The organism is Hadarchaeum sp. (SeqCode), from assembly GCF_049969415.1.
Taxonomy (GTDB): domain Archaea; phylum Hadarchaeota; class Hadarchaeia; order Hadarchaeales; family Hadarchaeaceae; genus Hadarchaeum.
On record NZ_JBMFOX010000007.1, the window covers coordinates 25,620 to 50,530 of the forward strand.

The following is a 24,911-nucleotide window of genomic DNA, read 5'->3' on the forward strand; positions in this document are numbered from 1 at the left end:
CGTCTCAACAGTTGAGATAAGGACGGTATTTCACCTAGCCTGTGCCAGCAGCAGTTCCTCAAATTTTTCCAAAAATCGAGGGACTTTTTCCTCGCCGATTTCTGCCCCGCAGGCCACGGCATGACCGCCGCCTTCTCCACCACAGGCCTCCGCCGCGGCCCGGATGGCCCGCGACATGTTGAAGCCCTTTAAAAACAGAAGCCGCGAGCACCGCGCCGAGATCTTGGCCCGCCCGTTTTCCCTCACCACCCCCACCAGCGGCCGGTAGGGGTCACAGCTGCAGTTGCCGAGCGCCAGGTTGGTGACGGTCCCGACAAACAGGTCCTTGATCACTCCGGTGGCGTCGAAGTACTGCAGATAACCACGGGGCCCCGTTTTTATCTCTCCAAGTGTGAGGAACTCCAGGCCCCTGGCGATGCTGCGCCGGTGTTGGTGGAGGAGGTTGAGCATGGTCCGGTAATAGCCGCCGCGATCACCCTTGGCGACCTCCAGCCCGATCAGCGGCTGCTCGTGGCGGGCGGTGGAATTGATGCAGGTGGAGAATTCCGCCGCGTCCTGCAGCAGTGGCCAGCCCTTCTCTTGGGTCAGCGTGTAGACTTCGCCGATGATCAGCCCAGGGACGAATTTCACCAGCTCTTCAGGAACGTGCATGTAGGCGCGCGCGATTAATTCCGAGGCCAGCCGCTGCTTTTCCCTTTCGTCGAGGTCGGCAAGGCGGCGCCAGCCCTCGCTATTCTTGAGCGGAATGCAGAGGTCCTTCAGCAGCCCGATGCAGCCCGCGGGAGAGTTGCTCACACCCGGAATGTAGGGGTCGGTGAAAAACTCCAGCGACTTGAAGACCGGGCGGGAGTAGCGGCCGTAAAGCATCAGGTCCTTGTTTTTGGTGACGAGCCCCGACTCGACCGCTTCTTTCAAAATTTCCTGATTGTAGCCGCGGAAAGTACCCCACGAGTTCTGGATATCGCCGATGGCTCCGATTACCGCTAGCGCCGAGAGGTCACGTCCGTCGTGGTCCAGCTCTCGGGCGATCAGGTAGGTAACCCCAGACCCGCTGATCTCTTGCATTCCGTCCAGGCCGTGGTGGTGGGCGTTGAGGTGCACCAGCTCCGGCCAGCCCTCGGACATGACGGGGTCGTGGTGGTCGGCTATAATGACGTCGTGGCCCCGGAATTTTTTTCCTAGGTTCTCCAGCTGCGAGCTTCCCAGGTCGGTGAAAATGGTCAGGTCGGCGGGCTCGAGCTCTTCGACAACGTCCCGGTAGAGCATGCGCACGAACCTGACGTTGTGCTGGATGGTGAGGCGGTCCAGCGCCTTGGAGAGGAGGGCCGCCGCAGAAATGCCGTCGCAGTCCAGGTGGGAGATTATCTCGATGGTGCGGTGCCGGTGTTTTTCTATCAGTTCCGCCGCCTTCCTAGCGATCTTCAGCATAGAGATACCTTTTATCAACAAATTCTTTTATATTGGGTATGGTGTAAATTTTGCGGTCGAAAAATATTGTTCCCGTGATGGTGTTTCCACATTCACTCAATTGCGGCGAAACAACTTTTTAGTCGCCGGTTCCAAAGTTGATGGTTGGTGATGTTTTGAGGACCATAGAACTTCGCGGCAATGAGGTGGTTCTGATTGACCAGACGCAGCTGCCTCAGCGGCTGGTGAGGGTCAGATGCCGGAGCGCCGAGGAGGTGGCCGTGGCCATCGAGGAAATGAAGATCCGAGGGGCGCCGGCGCTGGCGGCGGCGGCAGCGATGGCGCTGGCCGTCACCGCCTTAAGAAGCCGGGCTAGGACAAGGGGAGAGCTCCTGCGGGAGCTGGAGCGGGCGGGCAGGAGAATCGGGAGAACTAGGCCGACCGCGGTCAACCTGTTCGTGGGCCTGGAGCGGGCCCTCCGCGCCGCGAGATCGGCCGCGGATGTCGAGGGCATCCGTAAAGCCGTAGTTAGTGAGGCGGAGGCAATCGCCGAGGAGGATGTTGCGGTCAACAGGAAGATAGGCGAGAACGGTGCGGTGTTGCTGGAAGACGGTGACTTGGTCCTGACGCACTGCAATGCGGGTTCACTGGCGACGGTCGACTATGGCACGGCTCTGGGCGTGATTCGCGCAGCGTGGAGCGCCGGCAGGAAGATCGAGGTCATCGCCACCGAGACGAGGCCGCTGCTGCAGGGGGCTAGGCTGACGGCCTGGGAGCTGAGCCGTGATGGGATTCCGGTCACCGTGGTCACGGACGGGACGGTGGGATATCTGATGGCGCAGGGCAAGGTGGATAAGGTCGTTGTCGGTGCTGATCGAATTGCCGCAAATGGGGACGCCGCCAACAAGATCGGGACTTATTCCATAGCGGTGCTGGCCAAGGAGCACGGGATACCCTTCTACATCGCGGCCCCGACGAGCACGGTTGATCTGAAGCTAAGGACCGGCGCCGAGATACCGATTGAGGAAAGGCGCCCTGAGGAGGTGATCTTCTTCCGCGGGGTCAGGGTCGTGCCCAAGGGTGTTAAAGTTTTCAACCCTGCCTTTGACGTCACCCCGGCCCGCTTCATCACCGCGTTCATCACCGAGCGAGGCGTTGTCAGACCAGGTGAGCTGGCAAAAATCTTCAAAGGCTGACTGCCACGACCTTCTTCACGCCCGGTACCTGCTTTTTCAGCTCTCTCTCGATGCCGAAGGCTAGAGTCATGGTCGACATCGGACAGCCGGCGCAGGCCCCAACCAGCTTCACCTTGACGACGCCATCGTTGGTCACGTCGACGAGTTCGACGTCGCCACCGTCGGCCTGCAGCGCTGGTCGGATTTTCTCTATCGCGGCCTCGACTTCTTCCCTCATTAAATCACACACATAGAACTAGTTTGACCATCGTTTAAGCCTGTTGATGGTCAGGCTCCGAACTTGGAGCTCTTGCCCATCAGGTCAATGATAATTGGGAGGAGGTATTTGCCGCGGATTCTGCCCAGGCCACCCTTGGCCGCCGCCCGCTCGCTGAAGGTCCTGACATCGTCGGTGCGCACGCCCGGGCCCGAGATGACCACGGGGACGGGGTCGGCGGTGTGGTTTTTGACGCTGATCGATGTGGTGTGGTCGGCGGTGACGGCGATGAAGTCAAAGGAGTCGATGAACTGGTTGATGATTGAGTCCACCCGCTCAATGATCTCTATCTTGGCCTTGATGTTTCCGTCATGGCTGGCTTCATCAGAACCCTTGACGTGGAGTAGGACGAGGTCGTGGTCTTGGAGCTGTTGCAGTGCCGCCTTGGCCTTGGCGTTGAGGTCGGTGTTGACGCCGCCGGTGGCGCCCGGGACATCGACCACAGTCATCCCGGCCAGTTTGCAGACGCCCTTCACCAGCGCCGCGGCGGCCACACAGGCCCCCTTGATCCGGAACCTTTGGTAAAAAGGGACCAGGTGGGGGACCACGCCGCCGCCGCGAATGAGCAGGTAGTTGGCCGGCGGCAGGCCGTTCTTGGCGCGTTCGATGTTGACCGGGTGCTTTTTCAGGACCTCGTAGGCCCTCTGGGAGAACTCGTTGAGCAGCTTCGCGGTCTTGGCAGCCCACCTCCGGCGCATCACGTATTTTCTGACGCCGCCGGCGATGATGGGGTAGGCGGGCACGGCTCCTTCTTCCGACTGCAAAAGTGGCACCACCTTCAGCGGCTTTTTGCCCTCCTCGTGGGGGTCGGAGTCGGAGACCTCGTGCGAGAGTCCCTTGCCCCGGAGCACGAGCGTGGCCCGGTGGCCGACGGTGCTCCTGAAGATGAATTCGGCCCCCTTGAGCTTGATGTTTTGGATCGCCTCGGCAAGGGCCTTGGTCTCCTGAATTCTTCCCGCCCTTCTGTCGGTGACGACCAAGTTTTTGTCCACGGTTGCGTAGTTGACCCTGAAGGCGATGTCTCCCGGCTTCAGGTCGATGCCGGCCCCCGCGGCCTCAAATGGCCCTCTTCCTGTGTAGGTCTGGTAGGGGTCGTACCCCAGCAAAGCCAGGTGGGCGGTATCGCTTCCGGGTGTCGTCCCCGGGGCGATCGTGTCCATTATCCCACTAATGCCGCGCTTGGCCAGCCAGTCCATGTTGGGCGTGTCGGCTATCTCGAGCGGCGTTTTGTAGCCCAGCGCGGGGATGGGGCGGTCGGCCATCCCGTCGCAGATGATGAGAAGGGTTTTCATCCAATCAACCTACATACATACTAATTTGGTAGTAAAAAAATAGTGTGGGGCCCGTGGCGCAGCCTGGATGGCGCGGCAAGTGAAAGCACCCGCAGGGCTTCGGGCTGATGGGGGAGAGACCTGTAGGTCGTGGGTTCGAATCCCACCGGGCCCGCCACTTCAATTCTTATTTTCTGGAGATGAGATAGCAATGGGCCGGTAGTCTAGCTTGGATAGGACGCGGGCCTCCGGAGCCTGCAACACGGGTTCGAATCCCGTCCGGCCCGCACCGTTAAACAAGTCCCATATGCTGGCACCGCTGGAGCCGCGTAGACGAATGAAATCTTACATATCTGGCCGGGTCCCACGTTAGCCATTGGCGAGAACGACCGAATCTGAACAATCGCCTGACGATCCCTCCGGCTTTTTTCTACAGAAACTCCTTTAAAAATAGTGGCAGTGATAGACGGTATTTCTGGTCCTAATTGAAGGATCCTCAGCTGCGCTTCAACAGCCACTTCCATATAGGGAGGAAACGTATTTTTATCCCTTCAATTTTTTCCGTTTTTTCAACATCCTTATGATCGTGCCTTCCTCAAAACCAAATTCCTTCGCGCACGCAACGAGCCCCCGGACTTCGTTTTTTCGTCGATTCGCTCACATCAGTCACTACCTGTATCAGTTCTTTCACCTTAGTCCCCTCCCGAATCACAAAATCCGTCTCAACTCTGCTCTGGTCTTTCCAGTAATGGATTTCATGGTTCTAGGGCAGCCGTCTCTTCAGCTCCAAGAATACAGCGTTTTCGAATAGCCGACCCATATCAACTTTTCCGCTCACCGCATACATGAATCCGGTGTCGCCGAGATACGCTTTTCTCAGGTACTGTGATCTATCCTTTATGCTGTACGAAAATATGGGGACGAAAAAGAACGGGCAACCATCCTGTGAGTGTTTTCCAGATCGAGGATGCTCTGTTTGCCGATTTTATGGCCGAGGCTTTTGAAGAAGTTCAAACACTTTGAGGCGGAGAAGGTGTTTCAACGACTTACTTCCCGAAGAGTTCCACCGTCGTTACCGTTTCCTCCGCCATCTCCGCCACATCAAGGCCGGCGATGTCCTTAAAATAGGAGTTCAACAGTCTAACTTTTTCTGTTTTTTCGCCGACGAGGGTAACTTCTGGAAAGCCGCCGTAGATGAGGTAGTCTTGCAGTGCTTTTTCTATTTTGCCCATCCCGGCGGTCGTGGGCTCGAACTCTATGCCGCTGAACTGCAGGAATTCTTCGAATGACAGGGGATAGAGTTCGTACGGCAGCACCCCCCCTCTAAGGGGCTTGCTGGGCACCGCAAGCTTTTTTCGCGATGAACTCACGAGCAGTTGGAGTTTTCCTTTCAGCATCTCGTGGTTGCGGGCGAGCCACCCTTCCCAGTCCCGGACACTGGTTATCTCATCCAGCAGTAGGTACCCTTCGTCTCCAAACCACTTCAGTACTTCGTCGAGGATTTCCGGCGCATCCTTAATCCTGCCGTCTTCTAGGTTAATGTATGCTACTCTTTTGCTCTCCCCAGCCAGCTTCTGGCGGAACAGGATCAGCAGGCTGGACTTGCCCGATATGGTGCTGGATCAGCTTCGTTATCTTGCCTTCTTAGACGGAAGGATAGATGATGCGGAGGCCGAGCATCTAAATGTGACTGGAGAAATGGTCAGGAGGATTAAAGAGCACGACATCGCCACCGGGGAGATAGTCCTGGGAGGCTCTAGGGCTTACTGGGAGGACCTGATGGCGTATAATCCCGTTGAAGTTGCGAAAGAGCTCAGTATACCGATGTTGATCCTGCAGGGAGGACGTGACTATCAAGTTACCTTGGAGGACTTTAATGGGTGGAAAGAAGGGCTGAGCGGAAGGACGTGACTTTTAAACTCTATGAAAACCTCAACCACCTTTTCATCTCCGGCACCGGTGTGCCCGGTCCTGCGGAGTATCAGATTGCCGGCAATGTTGACCAAGCCGTGGTCCAGGACATCGCAGAATGGATAAAATCGAGATAAATAGAACTTAAGGTTCAAATCGGTTGAATTTCTAGGAGATCTTTCCATACAGGTAAGTAGGTGCTGCGTCCATGATTTCGACTTCCAATGACTTCCCCAACAGGTCGTCCGTTGAGTTGATCACGATTGGTTTGTAGGCGAAGTTTCTGCCAATCCAGGTTTGCCCTTTGCCTTTTTCGTCGATCAGGCATTTCCCCTTCCAGCCGACCCACTTTTCGTTTTTTTCCAGCCAAGTCTTTTGACACAGGTTGAATACCTCTTTGGATCTTTTTTTAACCTCATCTCCTGGAAGTTGCTTAAGGCCTGAGGCCTCGACCCACGGCCTAGAACCGAACTTGGACACGTTGGTTACGTCAGGTTTAATTTTCCTGATTAGTTCCAGAGTTTGTTGGAAATCGGAATCACTCTCTCCGGGAAATCCGGTTATGATGTCAGTCGCCAGAGTTATCTCGGGTATCCTTTGTCTGATTTTTTCCACGATTTCCACGAATTCATTTGCTCTGTAACCGCGCCGCATCAGACTGAGGATTTTGTCCGATCCCGACTGGACCGGAAGGTGGATGAATTTGAAAATTTTTTTATCTTGATAGACCTCGAGAAGCTCCTCCAGCATGTTTTTCGCGTACAACGGGTTGATCATACCCACCCGGATGAAGAAGTTTCCCTCGACCTCACATACCGCCTTTAACAGCTCCACCAGATTGGTCCCGATGTCCAGGCCATAGCAGCCGTTGTCTAAGCTGGTGAGCCAGATCTCTTTACATCCTTCGGCCACGGCCCTTCTAACTTCCTCGACTATTCCTTCCAATGGGTAGCTGAAGAGCTTGCCCCGGTAGGGCTCATGACAATAGCTGCATTTCTGCAGGCAGCCGCGGGCGATGGGCACAATGCCAATTACTGAATTTTTTCTCCATCGCGGTAAGTTGAGTTTGGGTTTGTTTTTGTCCTCCAAAAAAACTGTTTTCTTCCCCTCCAGCGCCGCTCTGGTAGCCTCAACTACACTTTCGACACAGTCAGGTGCCAGCAGGGAGGCTTTGGGATTCAACTTTTCTATCAACTTCCCTTCCGCTTTCGCGGCACAGCCAGCCACAACGAGCGGCTTACCGGTTTTCGTCAGTTTCTTAATTTCGTGGAGCATCCGGTGAAAAGTGGTTAGTTTCACATTACAGGTGAAAATTATGTTCAGGTCGGACTGTTCCGCGTTATCGACGATTTCAAAGCCCGCCCGTTTCAGGAGGCCCAGAGCAATTTCAGAGTCAGCAACGTTGGAGCTGCAGCCATGGACCATGACGTGTACTTTTGGCATTCCCCTCACTCCGAGGCATTTTACCGCAGTTTCCGGGCAGCTTTTCCGTCGGGAGCGGTTGTTTCAAATTTAAGCCTCCACCTGAAAATAGCTAGCGCTGGAAAGTAGCCAGCAGTTTCGTGGCAGTTGCGGGCGCTTCGTAAATTATAAAATGATTCCGGACTAATGGCTGATGGTGTTTTGATGGTCGAGCTTTACGGAAGGGACTTTATTACCACCCAGGAGTGGAGCGTTGAGGAGCTCCGGCACGCCATTGCCGTGGCGAGAAAGCTGAGGGAGATTGTCAAGAAGGGGGAAAGGCCGCCCAGGCTTTTGGACCGCAGGAATTTCTTCATGCTGTTCTACGCCCCATCTACTCGGACGCGCGGTGCCTTCGAGGCCGCCACCGCGATACTGGGCGGACATCCGGCCTTCATCGACGTTTCTACGACGAGGATGGAGGAGGCGGTGAAGGACATGGCGAGGATGTACGATTCCTACGCGGATGGGATTGGCGTCAGAATTCTGGACAAGTACATCGATTTTGTTTACGGCGCTGGGCTGAAGGTCGTTCGGGAGTTTGCCCGGGCCGCCAAGGTGCCGGTGATCAATATGGCCGACTGCACTTTTCACCCCACGCAGGGGCTGGGCGATATCATGACGGTTGAGGAGGAGTTGGGCAAGCTCGCGGGCAAGAAGTACACCATCACCTGGGCCTACTCGAGCAAGCCGCGGGGGAGGTGCAGCATCCAGGAGGAAGTGCTGATCGCCACGAGGTTTGGCATGGATGTCACGCTCTCTCACCCCGAAGGCTTTGACATCGACCCTAAGATCATCGAATGGGCCAAGCAGAACGCGAAGGAGAGTGGCGGCAGCTTCGAGATCTGCCATGACTTTGAGGAGGGTCTCAAAGGGGCCAACGTCGTCTTCCCGCGCAGCTGGGGCACGGCGGAGTTTCTCAGGGTCGGCGCGAGCAAGTTCGGCGTGGAGAATGAGATCGCTATTTATAATAAATACCGGGATTGGATGCTGGACCAGAGGCACGTGGATGACCTGATGGGCCGGCCGGCGATTGTGACGCATGTCCTGCCCGTGATGCGCGGGGAGGAGGCCACCGACGCGGTCATGGACGGCCCGAACTCGGTGATTTACAAGCAGGCCGACGACAACTTCTACGCCAAGATGGCCACGCTGGCGCTGACGATGGCGAAGGAAGTGCCGCTGTGAGCTGAAGGGGCTAGGCGTTTATCCTGCCGACGACCGGAATTTCACGGCCGCACCGGGGGCACCTCTTGTCCTTCAGTCTGGATTCCAGTAGCTCTAGACCGTAGCGCCGGAGGAGAAGTTCCCCGCAGCCCGGGCAGTAAGTGTTTTCGCATCGGTGTCCCGGGACGTTGCCGATGTAGACGAACTCCAGCCCCTCCGCGAGAGCTAGGCTATAGGCCCGCTCCAGGGTGGCGACGGGCGTTGGCGGTGCCTTGAACCTGTAGGCCGGATAGTAGGCGGTGAAGTGAAGAGGTGTTTCCCTCCCGGCCTCGCGGTGGTGGCGCCTGACCAGCTCCCGTAATTGATCCTCCCGGTCGTTTACTCCCGGGATGACCAAGTTGACTATCTCTAGGTGAATTCCGAGCTTTCTTGCTTCCCGCACGTTCCGCCAGACAACATCCACGTCAGCGCCGCAGTAGCTCCGGACCACGCTGGCGTCTCCCTTGACGTCGATGTTGATGGCGTCGAGGCCCGCCTCGTGCAGCTCGCGGAGGGCCTGGGTGGTCATGTAGCCGTTGCTGACAAAGGTGTTGTAGAGGCCGTGCTTGCGGGCTAACCGGAAGACGTCGAGCGAGTACTCAAACATCAACGTGGGCTCGTTGAAAGAGATGGATGTCCCTTGGCATCTTTCTCTTATTGCCCGTTTCACGAAATCCTCTGGGCTGAGGTAGCTGGCCGATTGCAGCTCTGGCGGTGACTTGGAGATGGTCCAGTTTTGGCACCAGGGACAGGCGAAGTTGCAGCTCCAGCCGCCCACGGTCAGGGCAATGCTGCCCGGCCAGAAGTGGTAGAAGGGCTTCTTCTCAATCGGATTGGCGAAGATTGAGGAGACGTTGCCGTAGTTTAACGTGTAAAGATTTCCGTCGATGTTCTTTCTCGTCCGGCAATACCCGGTTCGGCCTGCCGGAATCTTACAGCGCCTTTCGCAGAGACGGCATTTTACCCTATTCTCGCCTAGTTTCTCATAAAGAAGGGCGCTCCGGATCCAGGGTTGTGCCGGGTCCATCGTTTTCAATTCGTTCCCGCCGGCTTAAACCATCAGCTTATCAGGCCGGCAGATGTATTGCTTTGAAGAAAAACGGTTCGCCGGCTGTAATTGTTATATATATAACAAACGCGCCGCTCGAATATTTGTTATATTTATAACAAATGCACCGAATCCACGGCGCGCGTTATTTGACGTAATCCAGCCAGGAGCGGTATCGGGGTTCCCCTCCCCTCACGGCGTTGAAGTAGATGTGCTGGAGCCTCTCCGTGATCGGCCCCCTTGTTCCCCCGCCTATCTTATGGCCATCAACCTCCCGGATTGGGGTGATCTCAGCGGCTGTCCCGGTGAAGAAGGCCTCATCCGCCGTGTAGAGGTCCTCCGGCGAGAGATCCTTTTCCTCGCATTCGATTCCCTCATCCTGAGCTATCTTGATCACGGAATCCCTCGTTATCCCGGAAAGGGCCCCTGAGGAGATGGGTGGCGTGAGGAGCCTGCCCCCCTTGACGAGGAACACATTTTCCCCCGGCCCCTCGGTTATCTTCCCATCCAGGTTGAGCAGGATCGCCTCATCGAAGCCCGACTCAAGGGCATCGACCTTTGCCAGTATCGAGTTGGCGTAGTTCGCCACCACCTTTGCCTGCGGGGGCAGGATGCTCGGGTGGATCCTCCGCCATCGCGATATCTTGGCCCGGACACCTTTTCTGAGCCCCTCTTCCCCCAGGTATGTCCCCCAAGGCCACACCGCTATCGCCACGTCGACCTTCGACCCTTCCGGGTTCAGCCCCATGACGCCGTAACCGTAGAAGGCGATGGGGCGGATGTAGCACTCCTGAATGCTGTTGGCCTTTATCGTCTCCTTGGTGGCTCGGATCAACCTGCTCGCAGAATAGGGAAGTTTCATCCCGACCAACCGGGCGGAGTTTTCCAGCCTCCGGATGTGGTCTTTGAGCCGGAACACCGCCGGCCCCCTGTCGGTCCGGTAGCATCTGATGCCCTCGAAGACGCCCATCCCATAGTGGAGGGTGTGCGTCAGAACATGGATCTTGGCCTTAGCCCAGGGAACCAGCTTGCCGTTCATCCAGATGTATTTCGTCGGGGTCAGCGACATCTGAACCAAAAACACGATTACGCTCATTTCTTATAACCGTATCCTGAAAATTTTCTAGCAAGCGGCGCCGTGCGTCTTGGTTTTAATATAATTTCGCCTCGAATTTTACAGTTGAAAAACGGTTAATTCAATCACATTCGATTGCCGTTTTTCCGCAGTTGCTGGAAATGCTCATATGGGGACTGCACAAAGCAGCTTAGGCACATCAGATGAAAACTTCACTTGCAGGCGTCTTGGCAATTTGTGCGGTTGTAGTTGTAGCCGGCGTATATTTTGTTTTTAACCCGGCTCCATCGTCAACTGCGCCGACCACCACAACAGCACCAACTTCGACCACAACACCAACAAATGGTATGATGCCTTCTTCAACGAATTAAAGACGTTCTACCTTTACGGGGCAAATATAGCCCAGAAAGAGGGCGTGGAGATGCTCATCTTGGCCAACTTTAGCTGGCACGACGATGATAACCCGACATCGGCCGCCTACATCAACCAGAAGTGGAAGGACTTAATCTCCGAAATCCGGCAGGTCTACCCCGGGACCATCACCGTAGATTACTATGTGGATCGGCCCCAATAAGATTGGTACGGTGAGCTGGATTACTTGGGTGACAAGTGGTGGAAAGTGGCCGAGACCTCCACGGACACTTACAGCACAATGAAGACTAGGCGATGCAGGTCCTTCAGGATACCTACCCGCCCATTTATAAGATTTGACAAACCGATTATCTTTTCCGAGGTGGCCTTTTGCTCGGCTGATGGGTCCACAATGCAAAAGTATGGGGTTTATTCCCGGGAGATAGATGATTTCCTGCCTGAAGATACATCGGTGGCCAGCGACTGGCAGGAACAGGCCGATGCCTACGAGGCAGTTCTTCAGGCAATCGCTGGAACTTCTTGGGTGCAGGGAACCTATTCCTTCGGCTACTCTTTCATGGATCACGACTGCAAGGGCTCTGGCATTCGAGCAAAGACCGCCGAGGAAGTTCTGAAACTGCTCTACACCCGCTTCAATGCGTTTAGCTAATTTTTCCCCCAAGTTTTCTCTATTTAATCACTTCTGCGAGGGCTTGGAGCATCTCCTCGATGTCCCCGGGAAGGATATATCCCATGTTGCCAATCCTGAAGGTGCTGTCCTTTAGTGATCCGTAACCCTTGGCTAGCTCGAACCCCTTCTGCCTCATCCGCTTGTAGACCTCGAGGCCGCTCATCGACTTCGGTGCTCGGACGCAGGAAACAGTGGGACTTTCACAGCCCGGTTTTGGGAAAAGCGAAAGGCCTAGGGCCTCGATCCCCTCCCTGATCCTGCCGCTGCGCCTTTGGTAGAGCTCCAGCCGCTTGGCCTTGCCGCCCTCTTTTTCGATGATCTCCAGTTCCTTGTTGAGAGCCGCTATCTGGGGCACCGGTGGGGTCATGTGGGTTCCCCATTCCTCCTGGTATTTTTCATATAGCTTGAAGTCGAAGTACCACCCCTTGTTTTTGGCCCTTTCCGATCTCCGCAGCGCCTCCTCGCTGACGCTGGCCACGGCGAGGCCGGGAGGGACACCGAAGCACTTCTGGGAGCTGGTAAAGCAGACGTCAATCCCCCACTCGTCAACCTTGATATCGGCTCCGCCCATGGCGCTCACCGCGTCAACGAAGAGCAGCTTGTCGTGCTCCTTCACCACCTTGGCCAGCTCCGGAAGCGGGTTTATCACCCCGGTGCTGGTCTCGTTGTAGGTGATTGCCACCGCCTCGACGTCAGGGTATTGGGATAGTTTTTCCTCCAGCTGCTCCGGAGTAACCGCGCTGCCCAGCTCAGTCTCCAGCCGCTCGACCTCCTTCCCGTTTGATTCTCCGACCTCCGCGTAGCGCTTGCCGAACTCACCGTTGATGCAGCAGAGCATTTTTCTCTCCACGCAGTTCCTCACCGTCCCTTCCATCACACCGGATCCGGAACTCGGAAAGAGAAAGACCTGGTTTTTTGTCTCCAAAAACTTTTGCAGCCTCTCCACAGTCTGTCGGTGCAGCTGTTTGTACTCCTCGCTCCGGTGGCTGAACATCTGCCGCCCCATTTCTGCGAGGACCTCAGGCCTGCACGCGACCGGACCCACGGTGAATAGCTTCATTGCGACACCTCGCATAATGAAATCATCATGTTTATATATAAGTTTCAACCCCTCGGCAACGGTTCGTTTGGTTTGATTAATTGCGGTGTTGAGTTCACGTGGTGTACTTTGAGTTAATCCTCACGTAGTCGTAGGTTAGGTCGCAACCCCAGGAGGTGGCGCAGGCCTTGCCCTGAGCTAGGTCCACATGGATCTCTATCTCCCGGCTGCGGAGGAGGTCGCGCGCCCTTTCCAGCGCGCGCTTGGAAGCGGGTTTTCCCTTAACCACGAGGTCCACCCGCCCCCTTTCGCTGACCAGCTCGATGCTGATCTTTGAAGGGTCAAATGTCGCCCCGGAGTAGCCCAGAGCACAGGCGATGCGTCCCCAGTTCGGATCCTTGCCGAAAACTGCGGCCTTAACCAAGTTTGAACCGGCCACGGCTCGTGCGGCCATCCTCGCCTCCTCCGAGTTTTTCGCATTTTTGATCAATACCTCGATTAGATGCGTGGCGCCCTCCCCATCTTTGGCGATCATCCAAGCCAGCTCGGTGAGCACGAACTTGAGCCCCTCGCAGAACTCTTCATCCTTCTTCTCCAGGGTGATTCGGCGGTTTTTCGCCCGACCGTTCGCCATGACCAGAACCATGTCGCTGGTGCTCATGTCGCCGTCGATGTTGACCATGTTAAAGCTCTCGTCGACCGCCGGCTGAAGCGCCGCCCTCAACGCGTCAGGTGTTATCGAGACGTCGGTGACGACGAAGGCAAGCATCGTGGCCGTTTTCATCCTTGGAGAGATCATCCCGGCCCCTTTAGCGATACCACCGATCTTAACCGGGGTGCCGTCTTCAAGCTCAATCTGAACCGCGATCTCTTTGGGTGTGGTGTCCGTCGTCATGATGGCCTTGGCCGCGTTGAGGCTGGCTTCCCTGGAGTTGGAAAGCTCCTTCACTGCCGCGCGGATCCCGGCCTCAACCTTGCGCATGGGCAGAAAGGCGCCGATTAATCCGGTCGAGGCAACGCCCACCTGGTAGGGGCGCAGCTTGAGCAGGCGCGCCGTCAGCTGGGCCATGCGGCGGGCGTCGCGAAGGCCGCGAGCCCCGGTAAAGACATTGGAGATACCTGAGTTGGCCACGATGGCTCCAAGCTTCCCCCTTCGAATGTTTTTCGAGGTCACAATTACCGGAGCTCCCTTGACCAGATTAGTGGTAAACGCTCCGGCCGCGGTAACCGGACCATCCTCACTGACTATCAGCATGATGTCCAGTCCACGTCGCTTGATGCCTGCTCGAACCCCCGCGGCCAGAAATCCAAGAACCTCGGTGATGCCCCCTTCGAGAACCGTGGTCATGCCGCCACCAATGAAAAGGGAAACATTCCCCCTTAATTCTTTATGGCTTGGTCACTATTTTTCAGCTTCCCATATTTCACCAGAGCCGAAAGGGAAAGCGCCGCTCGGGCAGGAGTGGGGTAGGTCGGTATCCCGTTTTCCTCAAAAAGCTCCCTCACTTCCAAAGACACCCGACCTCCGGGAAGACAGACGACAACGGGTTTTTCGTTCTTACCCTTAGTGTCCACGACCATGTCTACAAAGGATTCGAGGTCGATGGAGGGTGTGTGCGGTATACAGACCAAGAGCAGAGAGTCCACCGCTTCGTCATCGATTACGGCGCTTATGGCTTCCCGGAATCTCTCGTTGTCCGCGTCGCCGCCGAGGTCCATCGGGTTGCGCAGGGTTACATGCGGGGGGAACTTTTCCTTCAGACGAGCAACGGTTTTTTCGCCCAACTCGACAAGTTTTATCCCTTGTTTTTCCATCTCGTCTGCGATCATGACCCCGGCACCGCCACCGTTGGTTATCACAGCCACTCGGTTCCCTCGGGCCGCAGGCTGATAGGCGAGGGCCCGGGCGATATCGAACATTTCCTCCCAATCGGAGACCCTTATCATCCCCGTCTGCTTCACCACGGCATTGAATATTTCGTCAGTTCCTGATAGCGATCCCGTGTGCGAGAGCGCTGCTTTAGCCCCGGCTTCCGTGGCACCTGTTTTCAGGACGATTACCGGTTTTTCCTTGGTCACCTCGCGGGCTATCCGAGCGAACTTCCTGCCCTCCTTTATGCCCTCAAGGTACATGGCGATGACTTTGGTCTCTTTATCAGTAGCCAGAAAATCCAGAAGGTCAGCCTCGTCGACATCCGTCGCGTTGCCATAGCTGGCGAACTTGCTAATGCCGATTCTTTCCCCGGCCGCCCAGTCAAGGAAGGCTATTCCCGAGGCCCCGCTCTGGGAGATAAAGGCGATTTTCCCCCGCGGCGCCCGTTTCAGCCGGTAGCGCGGTATGAAGAGGGTGTCGACCATCGTGGTGGAATCGAAGACGCCCATGCAGTTGGGGCCCATCATTCTAAGGCGATACTTCCTAGCAAGGTTCAGCAGCTCTTCCTCCATTTTGGCGCCATCTTCACTACTCTCCCTAAAACCGCTGGATATTATCACGACGGCTCTAACTCCCTTTTCCCCGCACTCCTTTAACACCTCCGCAACCGATTTGGCCGGGACGGCGATCACGGCCAGATCTACGTCGTCGGGAACCGAGCTGATGCTGGGGTAGCATTTGTGGGAAAGGATTTCTTGGACGGTGGGATTTACGAGAAAGAGCTTTCCCTGAAAACTTTCGATGAAGTTCTTTGCAATCACGTAGCCAATCTTCTTCTGTTTGGAACTGGCCCCGATTACCGCGACTGATTTGGGGTTGAAAAATGGTGCAATTGATTGAGGACCTTCCGCAGCTGCCACCATCGCCTTCACCCACGTTTCATCGTAAAAAGACGCACCACTGAGGTTTTAAGGATATCTTTTTCAGGGCCGCAGGGCGGGGCCGCGCAGACCCTCGGTCTCGTCAAAGCCGAGCATGAGGTTCATGTTCTGGACCGCCTGTCCCGAGGCCCCTTTTACCAGGTTGTCGATCACCGCAACGACAACGACGCGCCCGCCTTCAGCTTCAGGCTCCAGCCCTATGTCACAGTAGTTGGATCCCACCACATAGTTGATTTGGGGGAGTTCCTTCCTCACGCGCACGAAGGGCTCCCCTCCGTAGAACTCGCGGTAAATTTTCAGCAGCTCAGTCTTTTCCATTGATTTTTTAAGAAAGACGTGGGCGGTGGAAAGGATGCCCCTGATAAGTGGTAGCAGGTGTGGGGTGAAATGAACCCTGACCTCACGGCCGGCCAGCTTGCTTAGCTCCTGATTTATCTCTGGGGTGTGGCGGTGGGTGGTCGCCGCGTATGCCGCTACATTGGCCCCGGCTACCGGGTGGTGGGTTGATTCGGTGAGGGTGGCACCGGCCCCGGAGGTTCCGGTTTTGGCGTCCAAAATGATGTGGTCCAAGTCAATCAGCCCTTCCTTTACCAGCGGCGCTAGGCTGAGGATGACCGCGGTCGGAAAACATCCCGGATTGGCCACCAGATTAGAAATTTTGATCTTCTCCCGGTAGAGTTCTGGGAGCCCGTAGACCCCTTTCAGATGCGGACTCTCGTGTTTGGTGTAATATCTTTCGAACGTTTTAACTTCATCAAACCGATAGTCGGCGCTCAAGTCGATGACCTTGCTGTTTCCTTTCAGCAGCTCCGGGACTAGCTTCATGGCTACACCGTGCGGCGTGGCGGTGAAGACTAAATCGGCTGTCTTGCAGATTTTTTCGCAATCAATTTCCTCGATTTTCAGGTCGACGATGCCGTGCAGGTGCGGGTGTATCTCGCTGACATCCCTTCCGGTATTTTTCATGCCGTAGGCCCCAACAATTTTTATTTTGGGGTGGTTTGCCAGCAACCTGAAGAGTTCCGCGCCAGTATACCCCGATGCCCCCACGATAGCCACGCCCGCGGTCATCTTAACCGCCCCTCCGCCTCATTTAGCAGCCTCTCCTCCGCCTTTGTCACCGCGCGCCTCCAAGTCCACAGTTTTTTATGGTGGGTTTGAATTCTTTGCTTTAAAGCAGTTAGTTGCCGTCTTATCGCCTTTGGACCCGGCCCACCGACCACATTCCTTGAGGCCAAACAATTTTCGACGTCTAGGGCTTTCCTCAGTTTTTCCGGATTCAGGGTTATTTCCCTGCCGATGACTTCATGTGAGGCCCTTTTCAGGTCTTCCACGGTGAGTTCTCCGGCAGTTCGGTTGCTTGCGATTGCCATGGAAATCATCCGCCCCACCACCGAGTGGGCCTCCCGGAAGGAGATTCCGGCCTCCCGCACCAGATTGGCCGCAAGCTCGGTGGCCACAGAGAAACCACGTTTGGCACGCGCCAGCATCTCCTCTCGTTTCGGCTTTATGGATGCGACAAGCTTTGCCATCACCTCTAGACTGCTGACGGTTTCGTCAATTGAGTTCCAGAGCAAAGGCGTTAGCTCTTGAAGGTCAAGGTTGTAGGCTTGGGGCAGGGCCTTCACCAAGGTCAGGGCGCCAGCTAGGTTGCCGATCACCTTGGCGGCCTTGGCCCGGGCCAGCTCCGCGACCACGGGATTTTTCTTTTGTGGCATGATGCTGCTCGTCGCCGAAAACTCATCGGGAATGTCTATCAGGGAGAATTCCGCTGAGGACCAGAGTATTATCTCCTCCGCCAGCCTGCTGAGGTTGTCTATGGCGATGGCGGCAGCGCTCATCGCCTGAAGGGCAAAATCGCGTGAGCCGACCGCGTCCATAGTGTTCTCCCCCACTTTTTTGAATCCCAGCAGCCGAGCAACCATCTCCCGGTCAATGGGAAAACTGGTGCCGGCAAAGGCGCAGGCGCCCATGGGGCAGGTGTCGGTCAGTTCGTAAGCGTGCTCAACTCTCTCGATATCCCTGAGAAATGCCGTGACGTAAGCCGAAAGGTGGTGACTGAGAGTGGTTGGCTCCGCAATCTGAAGGTGAGTGTATCCCGGCATGATGGTGTCGATGTTTTTCTCCGCCTGTGCCAGTAGGGTGCTTGCCAGCCCCAGCAGTCTCTCTTCCAAGTCAAGCAGCTTTTTGCGGAGGGCGAGCCGGATTGCCGTCGCCACCTGATCATTTCTGCTCTTCGCCGTGTGCAGCTTGCCCCCGATCTCTTCCCCAGTTTTCTTTGTCACAAACTCCTCCACTGCTATGTGGATGTCTTCCAGCTCCGGCCTCAGGTCAAGTTTGGAAATTCCGCCGCGGTGCAGTTCGTGCAGAGCCCTTAGGATCGCTGCGGCTTCTTTTCCTGAAATGATCCCCTGCTCAGCCAACATGATGGTGTGGGCGATGTTAATCTGGACAACAGGGTGGAAAATTACCGAATCGTCCTTCATCGATGAAATATATTCGCTCGCGGCAGGTTCCATAGGCCGCGCAAAGCGCCCCCGGCGTAACAATCCAACACCCATTCTTAATTATTTCGCCAGTTATAAGTGGGTTTACACGGGCTCAATTTTCTAGCCCTCAGGCTTCTTTCGGGACCACGCGATTCTCTGTTGCAGGCCGTAAATCTTGATGAAGGACTCAGCGTCCGAGCCCTTCCAGCCAGCCGCTTGGGCGTAGCGCGCTATTCTTTCATTGATCAGGGAGAATGGTGAGGTGACGCTTTCCTGCATGGCGGACATCCCCTGCAGCCTCATGGTGACTTCCCCGGTGACGACCTCTTGGGTGGAGTCAAGGAACTTTTCAATATCCCTCATCACTGGTTCATAGAACAGCCCCCTAAAGGAAAGTTCGGCGTAGATGTTGCCCACTTGGTTCTTGAGGTTGAGCTGTTGGTGGGTTAAGACCAGATTTTCGAGCGCACGGTGGGCTTCAATCAGAAGGAGCAGCCCTGGTGCCTCGAAAGCCTGGTAACCCTTTATCCCGAAGGTCTCGTCCTCGATGTACAACCCACGCCCATAACCGTGAGCCCCGGCGATCTGATTTAGCCTGTGGAGCAGGTCCACCCCGTACATCCTTTTGCCGTTGACTGCGGTCGGCACGCCTTTTTCAAAGGAAATCCGCACCGATTCCGGTTCGGTTTTAGTGACCTTGGTTAGGACCCAGGCCTCCTCGCTTGGTGCTTGGTTCTCATCTATTTCAGACCCGGAGATGGTTCTTCCAAAGATGTTCTCATTTATCGTGTATTTTTTAGTCTCGCTCTTGACCTTGAAGCCTCTCTTCTCCAGATATTCTATCTCCTGCTCCCTACGCATGCCCAGTTCCCGCGTGGGTGCGAGAATCTGAAGTTCAGGGGCTAGGCTGTTGACGGTTACGTCGATCCTGACTTGGTCATTACCCGCGCCCGTGCAGCCGTGGGCAACCGCTTTGGCGTTTTCCTTTTTCGCGATTTCAACGATGTGCTTTCCGATGATGTAGCGGTCGGAGCACATGAGGGGATAGACGCCCTGATAAAGCGCGTTGGCTTTTATGATGTAGGAAATTATCTCATCAAAGATTTCCTTTCTGGCGTCGACAAAGTAGTGTTTGATCGCCCCCAGCTCCTTCGAGCGGTTCTCGATGTATTCCAGCTCCTCGTTGCTCATCCCGCCGGTATCGATGGTGGCGGTGATAACGTCGAAGTTCTTCTCTTCCCTGAGGTAAACTGTGCAGAAGCTGGTGTCCAACCCGCCCGAGAACGCGAGCACGACTTTTTCAGCCATAGCAATCAACCACCTTTACCACTTTCCCAGATTTAAATTGTTATGCTCTTGCCCCGCTACCAAAAAGCCTTTTAGAGACCTTCAGCAGTGTTATAATTGTTAAAACTAAATCGGTTCCGAGCAAATGCCGACAAAACACCAAATCATAAAATCGTGATTGGATGGAAGTTGTTGTCAGATTGAGTGATGAGCTACGCAAGCAAGCAGGCACCGACATGATAAAGATACCGATTGATGAAGACGAGACCGTAGACACTTTGTTGATGAAGCTCAGTCGCAGACACCCTAAACTAGTTGAGCTGGTGCTGGACCCGACCACAGGGGAGGCCAAGGGGAGCTACGAGATTCTTATCAACGGCAGACGCATCCGTCACCTTCGCGGCATTTACACCAAGCTGAAGCACAAGGATGAGGTCTTGATAGCCAAGAGCGAGCCGGATTCATCGTGATCCATGTCCGGTTTCGGGGCCAACTATTTCAACGGCCATCTTGATTTGATGTTTAGCCCCAGCTTTTTATCGATTTCTAATCCTGCCTTCATCGCCTCTTGTACCACTTCTTCTTCGTTGATGCTCGTTATTCTGCGGTTTTTCATGACAATTTTTCCATCAATGATGACGGTCTCAACGTCACTACCGTTAGCCGCGTAGACTAGGTTTGATACAGGATTTCGAACTGGCACCAAATGTGGCTTGTGCAAATCAATCACAATCAGATCAGCAATTTTTCCCTTTTCAATGGAACCGATTTTGTTCCTCCAGAGCGTCGCATCGGCCCCGTTCCGGGTGGCCATCTCGAGCACCGTTTCGGCGGGGAGCACCTCCGGGTCCAAGAGCCTTGCCTTGTGAATGAGGGCCGCCAGCTTCATCTCACGTATCATGTCGTAACAGTTGTTGCTGGGGCCGCCATCGCACCCAAGCGCCACGTTGACGCCAGCGTTTAACATCTCTGGAATCGGGGCAAACCCCGAGGCCAGCTTCAGATTGCTCGCCGGACAGTGGCACACCGTCCCGCCCGTCTCCCGCAGAATTTTGAAATCTTCCGGAGGAATCCAGACACCGTGGGCATATATCACATGGGGACCAACGATTCCACAGTGGCGCATGAATTCCATAGGGGTCATCCCGAACTCCCGCCGCAGATATTCGATATCCTTTTTCACTTCGCCGAGGTGGATTGTAATCCCGGTTTTGTATTCCTTTGCCCTTTCAGAGATCTCGCGGTAAAAGTCGACCGTGCAGGCGCCGGGTGTTCGGGCGCCGAACCAAACATGAATCCTGTCGTTCGCCTTTCCGTGCCAGCGTTTGATCATCCCAATTGTCTGTTTTAACGTGGTTTCGCCGTCCTCAACCATACCTTCGGGAATGGCGTTTTTCTGGTCGGCGTATCCCGGTGTGTTCATCAGCGACTTGGATAAAACACCGCGGATGCCTATCTTTTCAACGACCTTGGCGATTTCGTCGAATCCGTAGCGCCAGTGCAGCAGGCTCTCCACAAAGGTTGTGGTTCCTGATTTTATCATCTCGAGGCAGCAGAGCTTGGCGCTCAGTTCACCCTCCTTCGAAGTATATGTTCCCTGAAGCGGCAGAACCCTTTCCTTCAACCACGGGATTAACGCCAAGTCATCAGCGCAGCCTCGGATCAATGCCTGCGCCAAGTGAACGTGGCAGTCAATCAGTCCCGGGAGAACTAGTTTCTCGCTGCAATCTATCTCCAGGTCCGTCCGATGTAAAGATTTCACCTTTTTTGTTTTTCCAACTTCGATTATCCTGTTTCCTTCAACGACGACGGCGCCGTCTTGGATTATTTCGCGGCGGCGGTTCATGGTGACCACCGTCGCATTCTTAAGTATCAAGTCGGCCATCAGACTCAATTTTTTTACGACGTTTTTCCTCTTTAGCCTTTCCAAAACGTTAAACAACCTGATCGGCCTCTTTTTGTATCTGGGGTTCGGTTGGAGATTGTGCTGGTCGGAAGGTCCAATGTCGGTAAATCCAGCATCATCAGACAGCTCACGGGTAAGAAAGTCGTCATTGGCAGGCGACCTGGCGTCACCCGGAGGATAACCCGCTATAATTTGGGCAAAATGGAGATCGTTGATATGCCGGGTTTTGGTTTCATGAGCGGGGTCCCAAAATTTCTCCAAGAAAAGATTAAAACTGAGATAGTCCGATATCTCGAAGGAAACCGGAAGAGGATAATTTTTGCCTTGGAAATTTTGGACGCCCGTTCTTTCTCAGAGATAGCGGAAAGGTGGCAGAGAAGGGGCCAGATTCCGGTGGATGCTGAAATGTTTTCCTTTTTGGGCGAGTTAAATCTGAACCCCCTCGTGGTCGCTAACAAGATAGATCTTATCCCTCGAGCATACCGTGACGCTGTTCTGGATGATATCTGTGAAAAGCTGGGTCTGCCGCCGCCCTGGCGCCAGTGGACTGATATTTTCGTTCCCCTTTCAGCAAAGACGGGGGAAGGTATTCCCGAGCTTAAAAATCTCATCAAGCAGAGGATGCATGCTGCCGGCTTAGGGCGCTATATTGGCTGGTTGAAATGAAAATTTCATTTCACGGATTTTAATTCCCCTCGCCTTTAGACTCGATTAGTACCGCCTCGACGGTGCCGGTTTGTCCTGGGCGGCTGGTGATCTTTGCCTTACCCAGCTCGGTCTCGATGATTGCGCCCCGAGTCAGGATATTTCTTCGAACAAAATGCATGTCGGCCGGATTTTGGACCACGGTTATGATTTTAGCCTTCTGAGCGCGGCCGGTTTTTGGATCCACAACGTTGGCGACATCAGCGTAGAGAAGCTTCTTCTTCTCGCCGCCGCCAAAAACACGCTTTTTAATCTCTTTTTTTGCCCCTTTTTTTGGCTCGAGAAATTCGCTGCCCATCTCACGCTTGCGCTTGTGGCGGCTCGGCCAGATTCTTCCGCCGCTAGGTTTCTTCAGGGATCTACCCTGCCACCTTGCCATAGCAACACCACAGGAGTTATGTCTTCATCATATATAAAGAAAGTCATCGGAGGCGGTTCTGAATCTCCTCCCGGATCTTATCCATATCATCCTCAAATCCGAAGTAGCTGGCGAATTTCTTGGTGGTCCGAAGCATGCGGGTCCTCCCGAAGGGCCTTGACTCCACAAAGCCTAGGCTGACCAGTTGCCTGATGTGATCATAGACCCGGTTGCCCCGTATTTCCGCGATTTTCGCCTGTGAGATGTTCTGGTTGTAGGCAATCATGGCCAAGGTCTTTATTGCACCACGGGTGAGCCTAATTTTAGGGATAACCCCTTCAAGCTTGGGGATGTACTCTTCGTTGAGGCGGAGGGTAAAGGTATCCTTGCCAGTTTCCACTAGGTTCAAGGGTCCTCCTTTTTTGCTATACTCCCTTTTCAAATCCTCGATTATTTTTCTGACGTAAGTTTCCGACGATGTGCCAACCAATTTTTTGATCTCCGCCAGCGTTAAAGGACGGTCAGCGGCATAGAGCGCCGCTTCAATTGTGGCCCGGTCCTGTTTAATTCCCATCCTTGGCACCCTGCTTTGGAACCGAGATGTAGATCTCTCCGAACATCTCGGGCTGTTCTAGGGATATCTTGCCCTCGGCGCAGAGATAAAGCAGGAGAAGCAAAATCCTGGCGATGGCAACCCTAGTTTTCTCCCCAATTAGGGCACTGAAGGTCAGACTCTTTCCTGACTCCATCAGTTCCAGAATTCTCCTGTGCAGAATTGCCATGTGTTTCAGTATGTTAATTTCGTATTCGTCAACGGTATGGACAACTTTTTCAATTTTATTTTTGACTACAGGCTTTCTCTCAGGGACCTCCGAGAGGGCTTCTTTGAGCGCTCCAAGGAGGTCTTCCAGCGTTATCTTTCGGGGTGTCGACTGAATAATGTGTATCTGGCCCAAGTCCGGTAGGTCTAGATCGAGCATTTCCTCAAGTTCCTCACCATCGGTTTTCTTGGCGTGTCCGTTCAGCACGTGGTCGGACTTTATTCGCAGTAGCACCGATGAGGTAAGCAGCACACGCCCCGAGGCCCTCAGGTCGATCTCGACTATCTCCCGCACGCGCTGGATGTAAAGCCAGGTCAACTTCTCAATGTCGATATCCCAGGGATCCAACTTATGCTGCTGGACAAGCTCGAGAAGCGTTTGTATGGGCTGATCGGTAAAATTTGTCATCCTCTCAACTCCCGACTCCGGATAGCTCAACCGAATAGATCCGGGAAATGCCGTTTTCCTTCGTCACCCCGAAGAGCCTGTCGGCTACGGACATTATTGAGTCGTGCAGGGTTATCACCACAATCTGGGAATCCCTGGAGAACTGCCGCAGCATCTCGGCCACCCTCGTCCTGTTTTTCGGATCCAAATGGGCGTCTATTTCGTCGAGGACATAAAAAGTGGTCGGTCGGTAGCGCTGCAGGGCAAATATGAAGGCCAGCGCCGTCAGGGCCTTCTGGCCGCCGGACAATGAGCCGATGTAGGCGGCACCCGATCCCTCCGGCCTGGCGATTATTTCAAGCCCACCGTCAAAGGGCGATTGCTCGTTCTCCAGCTTCAGCATGGCGTCGCCGTTGGGCGAGAGTTCTTTGAAAATTTGGGTAAATTGTTTTGAAATCTCGTTGAACGTCTTCATAAAGACCTGTTTCTTTTTTTCATCAATTTCAGCCATAAAGTTCAGCAAGGATTGTTTTTCCGCAGTCAGCTTGTCGTACTTCGCTTTTTCTTCATTGTATCTGCGCTCCGATTCCCTGAAATCCTGAATGGCCCTGAGGTTCACCCTCTCGCTGAGCAATGAGAGTTCGGCTTCTATTTCTTGGGCTCTTTTTTCTAGCTCCCCCGCGTCAACATCTTTGGGCAAGCTCACTTCACCGATTTTTTTCAAATTGGAATTTATCTCTTTCAGCTCACCATCTAGAGCGTCCCGTTGGATTTGAAGCCGTTGCAAGTCGCCTTCCATGTTTCTGATCTTGGTCTCCAGCTCTCTTTCCCGCTTGGTTACCGATTCCAGTTTCTGTCGCAGGGCTTCTCTTCCACCCACAAGCGATTCAATCGATTTTCTAATTTCTTTTTCTTTTGAATCGGCCTCCTTTAGCTTCATCTGGGCATTTTTTATTTTCACGTTTAGTTCCGTAGCCTGCCTGACCAATTCTTCGTGCGTGCGCTGCAGACCAGCCAGCTCCTCGCGCAACCTTCTCTCATCGTCTTTTGTTGAATCCATCTGTTTGATCTTTTGGGGCTCAATTCCGCTTGAGATCCTTTCCACAATCCCTGAAATCTCAGTCAGCACTTTGCGGATTTCTTTTAAGATATTTTTTGCCGAATTTAAGGATTCACATTTGCCGAGAGCGCGGTAGAGATCCAAGAATTTGTCGCGGGCATCGTTAAACTTT

The 24,911-nt window shown here is 54.6% G+C and carries 27 protein-coding genes and 2 tRNA genes; 10 read left to right on the top strand and 19 right to left on the bottom strand.

The features are described from left to right. Positions 1 to 30: 30 nt before the first annotated feature. On the bottom strand, positions 31 to 1,428 hold the full coding sequence (locus tag ACP5PX_RS03015) for a DHHA1 domain-containing protein (protein ID WP_428083827.1): 1,398 nt from the start codon (positions 1,426 to 1,428) through the stop codon (positions 31 to 33). 155 nt (positions 1,429 to 1,583) lie between these two features. Here ACP5PX_RS03015 and mtnA point away from each other — a divergent pair, with 155 nt between their 5' ends. After that, positions 1,584 to 2,603 (top strand): S-methyl-5-thioribose-1-phosphate isomerase, encoded by a 1,020-nt coding sequence (gene mtnA / locus ACP5PX_RS03020; protein WP_428083829.1) that lies wholly within the window; start codon positions 1,584 to 1,586, stop codon positions 2,601 to 2,603. Here mtnA and ACP5PX_RS03025 read toward each other — a convergent pair. Beyond that, entirely contained in the window at positions 2,593 to 2,820 is a 228-nt protein-coding gene (locus ACP5PX_RS03025) for a NifU family protein (protein WP_428083874.1), read from the bottom strand. The two genes, mtnA and ACP5PX_RS03025, sit on opposite strands and share 11 nt — an antisense overlap. 50 nt (positions 2,821 to 2,870) lie before the next feature. Further along, positions 2,871 to 4,151, bottom strand: coding sequence for a 2,3-bisphosphoglycerate-independent phosphoglycerate mutase (locus ACP5PX_RS03030; protein WP_428083831.1), 1,281 nt, complete (start codon positions 4,149 to 4,151; stop codon positions 2,871 to 2,873). Between the two features lie 47 nt (positions 4,152 to 4,198). On the opposite strand from ACP5PX_RS03030, the gene ACP5PX_RS03035 reads away from it, so the two are divergent. Together ACP5PX_RS03035 and ACP5PX_RS03040 are read left to right on the top strand one after the other, a co-directional pair. Further along, positions 4,199 to 4,308: transfer RNA gene (locus ACP5PX_RS03035), tRNA-Arg, on the top strand. A gap of 35 nt (positions 4,309 to 4,343) precedes the next feature. After that, positions 4,344 to 4,417: transfer RNA gene (locus tag ACP5PX_RS03040), tRNA-Arg, on the top strand. Positions 4,418 to 5,176: 759 nt separating this feature from the next. On the opposite strand, the gene ACP5PX_RS03045 is transcribed toward ACP5PX_RS03040, so the two are convergent. Next, entirely contained in the window at positions 5,177 to 5,743 is a 567-nt protein-coding gene (locus tag ACP5PX_RS03045) for an AAA family ATPase (protein ID WP_428083876.1), read from the bottom strand. Here ACP5PX_RS03045 and ACP5PX_RS03050 point away from each other — a divergent pair. Both ACP5PX_RS03050 and ACP5PX_RS03055 read left to right on the top strand, forming a co-directional pair. Next, on the top strand, positions 5,742 to 6,041 hold the full coding sequence (locus ACP5PX_RS03050) for a hypothetical protein (RefSeq protein WP_428083833.1): 300 nt from the start codon (positions 5,742 to 5,744) through the stop codon (positions 6,039 to 6,041). The genes ACP5PX_RS03045 and ACP5PX_RS03050 overlap by 2 nt on opposite strands. Beyond that, a complete protein-coding gene (locus ACP5PX_RS03055; protein ID WP_428083835.1) occupies positions 6,038 to 6,178 on the top strand; it encodes a hypothetical protein in 141 nt (46 codons plus the stop codon). The genes ACP5PX_RS03050 and ACP5PX_RS03055 overlap by 4 nt, the downstream gene beginning before the upstream one ends. A 31-nt stretch (positions 6,179 to 6,209) precedes the next feature. Here the strand turns inward: ACP5PX_RS03055 and ACP5PX_RS03060 are convergent, their stop codons facing one another. After that, on the bottom strand, positions 6,210 to 7,484 hold the full coding sequence (locus ACP5PX_RS03060) for a tRNA (N(6)-L-threonylcarbamoyladenosine(37)-C(2))-methylthiotransferase (RefSeq protein WP_428083837.1): 1,275 nt from the start codon (positions 7,482 to 7,484) through the stop codon (positions 6,210 to 6,212). A gap of 183 nt (positions 7,485 to 7,667) precedes the next feature. Here ACP5PX_RS03060 and ACP5PX_RS03065 point away from each other — a divergent pair, with 183 nt between their 5' ends. Continuing rightward, a complete protein-coding gene (locus ACP5PX_RS03065; protein WP_428083839.1) occupies positions 7,668 to 8,690 on the top strand; it encodes an ornithine carbamoyltransferase in 1,023 nt (340 codons plus the stop codon). Between the two features lie 10 nt (positions 8,691 to 8,700). Here the strand turns inward: ACP5PX_RS03065 and amrS are convergent, their stop codons facing one another. The 3 genes from amrS to ACP5PX_RS03080 form a co-directional block, all read right to left on the bottom strand. After that, positions 8,701 to 9,735, bottom strand: a complete 1,035-nt coding sequence (gene amrS, locus ACP5PX_RS03070) for an AmmeMemoRadiSam system radical SAM enzyme (protein ID WP_428083841.1) — start codon at positions 9,733 to 9,735, stop codon at positions 8,701 to 8,703. A gap of 166 nt (positions 9,736 to 9,901) precedes the next feature. After that, positions 9,902 to 10,852 (bottom strand): branched-chain amino acid transaminase, encoded by a 951-nt coding sequence (locus tag ACP5PX_RS03075; RefSeq protein WP_428083843.1) that lies wholly within the window; start codon positions 10,850 to 10,852, stop codon positions 9,902 to 9,904. A 178-nt stretch (positions 10,853 to 11,030) separates the two neighbouring features. Continuing rightward, complete coding sequence (locus tag ACP5PX_RS03080) at positions 11,031 to 11,162, bottom strand: hypothetical protein (protein WP_428083845.1); 132 nt, start codon at positions 11,160 to 11,162, stop codon at positions 11,031 to 11,033. Between ACP5PX_RS03080 and ACP5PX_RS03085 the strand changes: the two genes are divergently transcribed. Together ACP5PX_RS03085 and ACP5PX_RS03090 are read left to right on the top strand one after the other, a co-directional pair. Continuing rightward, entirely contained in the window at positions 11,118 to 11,405 is a 288-nt protein-coding gene (locus tag ACP5PX_RS03085; RefSeq protein ID WP_428083878.1) for a glycoside hydrolase family 113, read from the top strand. The genes ACP5PX_RS03080 and ACP5PX_RS03085 overlap by 45 nt on opposite strands. A 24-nt stretch (positions 11,406 to 11,429) precedes the next feature. Next, a complete protein-coding gene (locus ACP5PX_RS03090) occupies positions 11,430 to 11,852 on the top strand; it encodes a hypothetical protein (protein WP_428083847.1) in 423 nt (140 codons plus the stop codon). Positions 11,853 to 11,871: 19 nt separating this feature from the next. Here the strand turns inward: ACP5PX_RS03090 and ACP5PX_RS03095 are convergent, their stop codons facing one another. The 6 genes from ACP5PX_RS03095 to ACP5PX_RS03120 form a co-directional block, all read right to left on the bottom strand. After that, positions 11,872 to 12,933 (bottom strand): pyridoxal-phosphate-dependent aminotransferase family protein, encoded by a 1,062-nt coding sequence (locus ACP5PX_RS03095; protein ID WP_428083849.1) that lies wholly within the window; start codon positions 12,931 to 12,933, stop codon positions 11,872 to 11,874. 94 nt (positions 12,934 to 13,027) lie between these two features. After that, entirely contained in the window at positions 13,028 to 14,260 is a 1,233-nt protein-coding gene (argJ, locus tag ACP5PX_RS03100) for a bifunctional ornithine acetyltransferase/N-acetylglutamate synthase (RefSeq protein WP_428083851.1), read from the bottom strand. A gap of 32 nt (positions 14,261 to 14,292) precedes the next feature. After that, positions 14,293 to 15,708: an acetate--CoA ligase family protein gene (locus tag ACP5PX_RS03105; protein ID WP_428083853.1), complete on the bottom strand. Its 1,416-nt coding sequence runs from the start codon at positions 15,706 to 15,708 to the stop codon at positions 14,293 to 14,295. Positions 15,709 to 15,768: 60 nt separating this feature from the next. Continuing rightward, positions 15,769 to 16,797, bottom strand: a complete 1,029-nt coding sequence (gene argC / locus ACP5PX_RS03110; protein ID WP_428083855.1) for an N-acetyl-gamma-glutamyl-phosphate reductase — start codon at positions 16,795 to 16,797, stop codon at positions 15,769 to 15,771. Next, entirely contained in the window at positions 16,794 to 18,287 is a 1,494-nt protein-coding gene (argH, locus tag ACP5PX_RS03115; protein ID WP_428083857.1) for an argininosuccinate lyase, read from the bottom strand. The genes argC and argH overlap by 4 nt, the downstream gene beginning before the upstream one ends. Before the next feature lie 48 nt (positions 18,288 to 18,335). After that, on the bottom strand, positions 18,336 to 19,523 hold the full coding sequence (locus ACP5PX_RS03120) for an argininosuccinate synthase (protein WP_428083859.1): 1,188 nt from the start codon (positions 19,521 to 19,523) through the stop codon (positions 18,336 to 18,338). 161 nt (positions 19,524 to 19,684) lie between these two features. On the opposite strand from ACP5PX_RS03120, the gene ACP5PX_RS03125 reads away from it, so the two are divergent. Next, positions 19,685 to 19,972 (top strand): MoaD/ThiS family protein, encoded by a 288-nt coding sequence (locus ACP5PX_RS03125; RefSeq protein WP_428083861.1) that lies wholly within the window; start codon positions 19,685 to 19,687, stop codon positions 19,970 to 19,972. Positions 19,973 to 19,995: 23 nt separating this feature from the next. Here ACP5PX_RS03125 and ACP5PX_RS03130 read toward each other — a convergent pair whose 3' ends face one another. After that, a complete protein-coding gene (locus ACP5PX_RS03130) occupies positions 19,996 to 21,387 on the bottom strand; it encodes an amidohydrolase (RefSeq protein ID WP_428083863.1) in 1,392 nt (463 codons plus the stop codon). 99 nt (positions 21,388 to 21,486) lie between these two features. Between ACP5PX_RS03130 and engB the strand changes: the two genes are divergently transcribed. Further along, complete coding sequence (engB, locus tag ACP5PX_RS03135; protein ID WP_428083880.1) at positions 21,487 to 22,074, top strand: GTP-binding protein EngB; 588 nt, start codon at positions 21,487 to 21,489, stop codon at positions 22,072 to 22,074. 19 nt (positions 22,075 to 22,093) lie between these two features. Here engB and ACP5PX_RS03140 read toward each other — a convergent pair whose 3' ends face one another. The 4 genes from ACP5PX_RS03140 to ACP5PX_RS03155 form a co-directional block, all read right to left on the bottom strand. Then, complete coding sequence (locus tag ACP5PX_RS03140; RefSeq protein WP_428083865.1) at positions 22,094 to 22,492, bottom strand: 30S ribosomal protein S8e; 399 nt, start codon at positions 22,490 to 22,492, stop codon at positions 22,094 to 22,096. A 43-nt stretch (positions 22,493 to 22,535) separates the two neighbouring features. Continuing rightward, entirely contained in the window at positions 22,536 to 23,045 is a 510-nt protein-coding gene (gene scpB, locus ACP5PX_RS03145) for an SMC-Scp complex subunit ScpB (protein ID WP_428083867.1), read from the bottom strand. Beyond that, positions 23,035 to 23,700 (bottom strand): segregation/condensation protein A, encoded by a 666-nt coding sequence (locus tag ACP5PX_RS03150; protein WP_428083869.1) that lies wholly within the window; start codon positions 23,698 to 23,700, stop codon positions 23,035 to 23,037. Before ACP5PX_RS03150 ends, scpB begins: the two co-directional genes overlap by 11 nt. 4 nt (positions 23,701 to 23,704) lie before the next feature. Next, on the bottom strand, positions 23,705 to 24,911 hold a 1,207-nt coding region (locus ACP5PX_RS03155; protein WP_428083871.1), incomplete at its 5' end, for an AAA family ATPase.

Coding starts and splice junctions, on each gene's coding strand:
- scpB (WP_428083867.1), bottom strand. CDS start 23,045: ATGGGAATTAAACAGGACCGGGCCACAATTGAAGCGGCGCTCTATGCC.
- ACP5PX_RS03015 (WP_428083827.1), bottom strand. CDS start 1,428: ATGCTGAAGATCGCTAGGAAGGCGGCGGAACTGATAGAAAAACACCGG.
- ACP5PX_RS03050 (WP_428083833.1), top strand. CDS start 5,742: ATGGTGCTGGATCAGCTTCGTTATCTTGCCTTCTTAGACGGAAGGATA.
- ACP5PX_RS03105 (WP_428083853.1), bottom strand. CDS start 15,708: ATGGTGGCAGCTGCGGAAGGTCCTCAATCAATTGCACCATTTTTCAAC.
- argJ (WP_428083851.1), bottom strand. CDS start 14,260: ATGACCACGGTTCTCGAAGGGGGCATCACCGAGGTTCTTGGATTTCTG.
- ACP5PX_RS03150 (WP_428083869.1), bottom strand. CDS start 23,700: ATGACAAATTTTACCGATCAGCCCATACAAACGCTTCTCGAGCTTGTC.
- argH (WP_428083857.1), bottom strand. CDS start 18,287: ATGGGTGTTGGATTGTTACGCCGGGGGCGCTTTGCGCGGCCTATGGAA.
- ACP5PX_RS03030 (WP_428083831.1), bottom strand. CDS start 4,151: ATGAAAACCCTTCTCATCATCTGCGACGGGATGGCCGACCGCCCCATC.
- ACP5PX_RS03120 (WP_428083859.1), bottom strand. CDS start 19,523: ATGGCTGAAAAAGTCGTGCTCGCGTTCTCGGGCGGGTTGGACACCAGC.
- argC (WP_428083855.1), bottom strand. CDS start 16,797: ATGACCGCGGGCGTGGCTATCGTGGGGGCATCGGGGTATACTGGCGCG.
- ACP5PX_RS03075 (WP_428083843.1), bottom strand. CDS start 10,852: ATGAGCGTAATCGTGTTTTTGGTTCAGATGTCGCTGACCCCGACGAAA.
- ACP5PX_RS03130 (WP_428083863.1), bottom strand. CDS start 21,387: ATGGCCGACTTGATACTTAAGAATGCGACGGTGGTCACCATGAACCGC.
- ACP5PX_RS03140 (WP_428083865.1), bottom strand. CDS start 22,492: ATGGCAAGGTGGCAGGGTAGATCCCTGAAGAAACCTAGCGGCGGAAGA.
- amrS (WP_428083841.1), bottom strand. CDS start 9,735: ATGGACCCGGCACAACCCTGGATCCGGAGCGCCCTTCTTTATGAGAAA.
- ACP5PX_RS03060 (WP_428083837.1), bottom strand. CDS start 7,484: ATGCCAAAAGTACACGTCATGGTCCATGGCTGCAGCTCCAACGTTGCT.
- ACP5PX_RS03095 (WP_428083849.1), bottom strand. CDS start 12,933: ATGAAGCTATTCACCGTGGGTCCGGTCGCGTGCAGGCCTGAGGTCCTC.
- ACP5PX_RS03065 (WP_428083839.1), top strand. CDS start 7,668: ATGGTCGAGCTTTACGGAAGGGACTTTATTACCACCCAGGAGTGGAGC.
- ACP5PX_RS03125 (WP_428083861.1), top strand. CDS start 19,685: ATGGAAGTTGTTGTCAGATTGAGTGATGAGCTACGCAAGCAAGCAGGC.
- ACP5PX_RS03025 (WP_428083874.1), bottom strand. CDS start 2,820: ATGAGGGAAGAAGTCGAGGCCGCGATAGAGAAAATCCGACCAGCGCTG.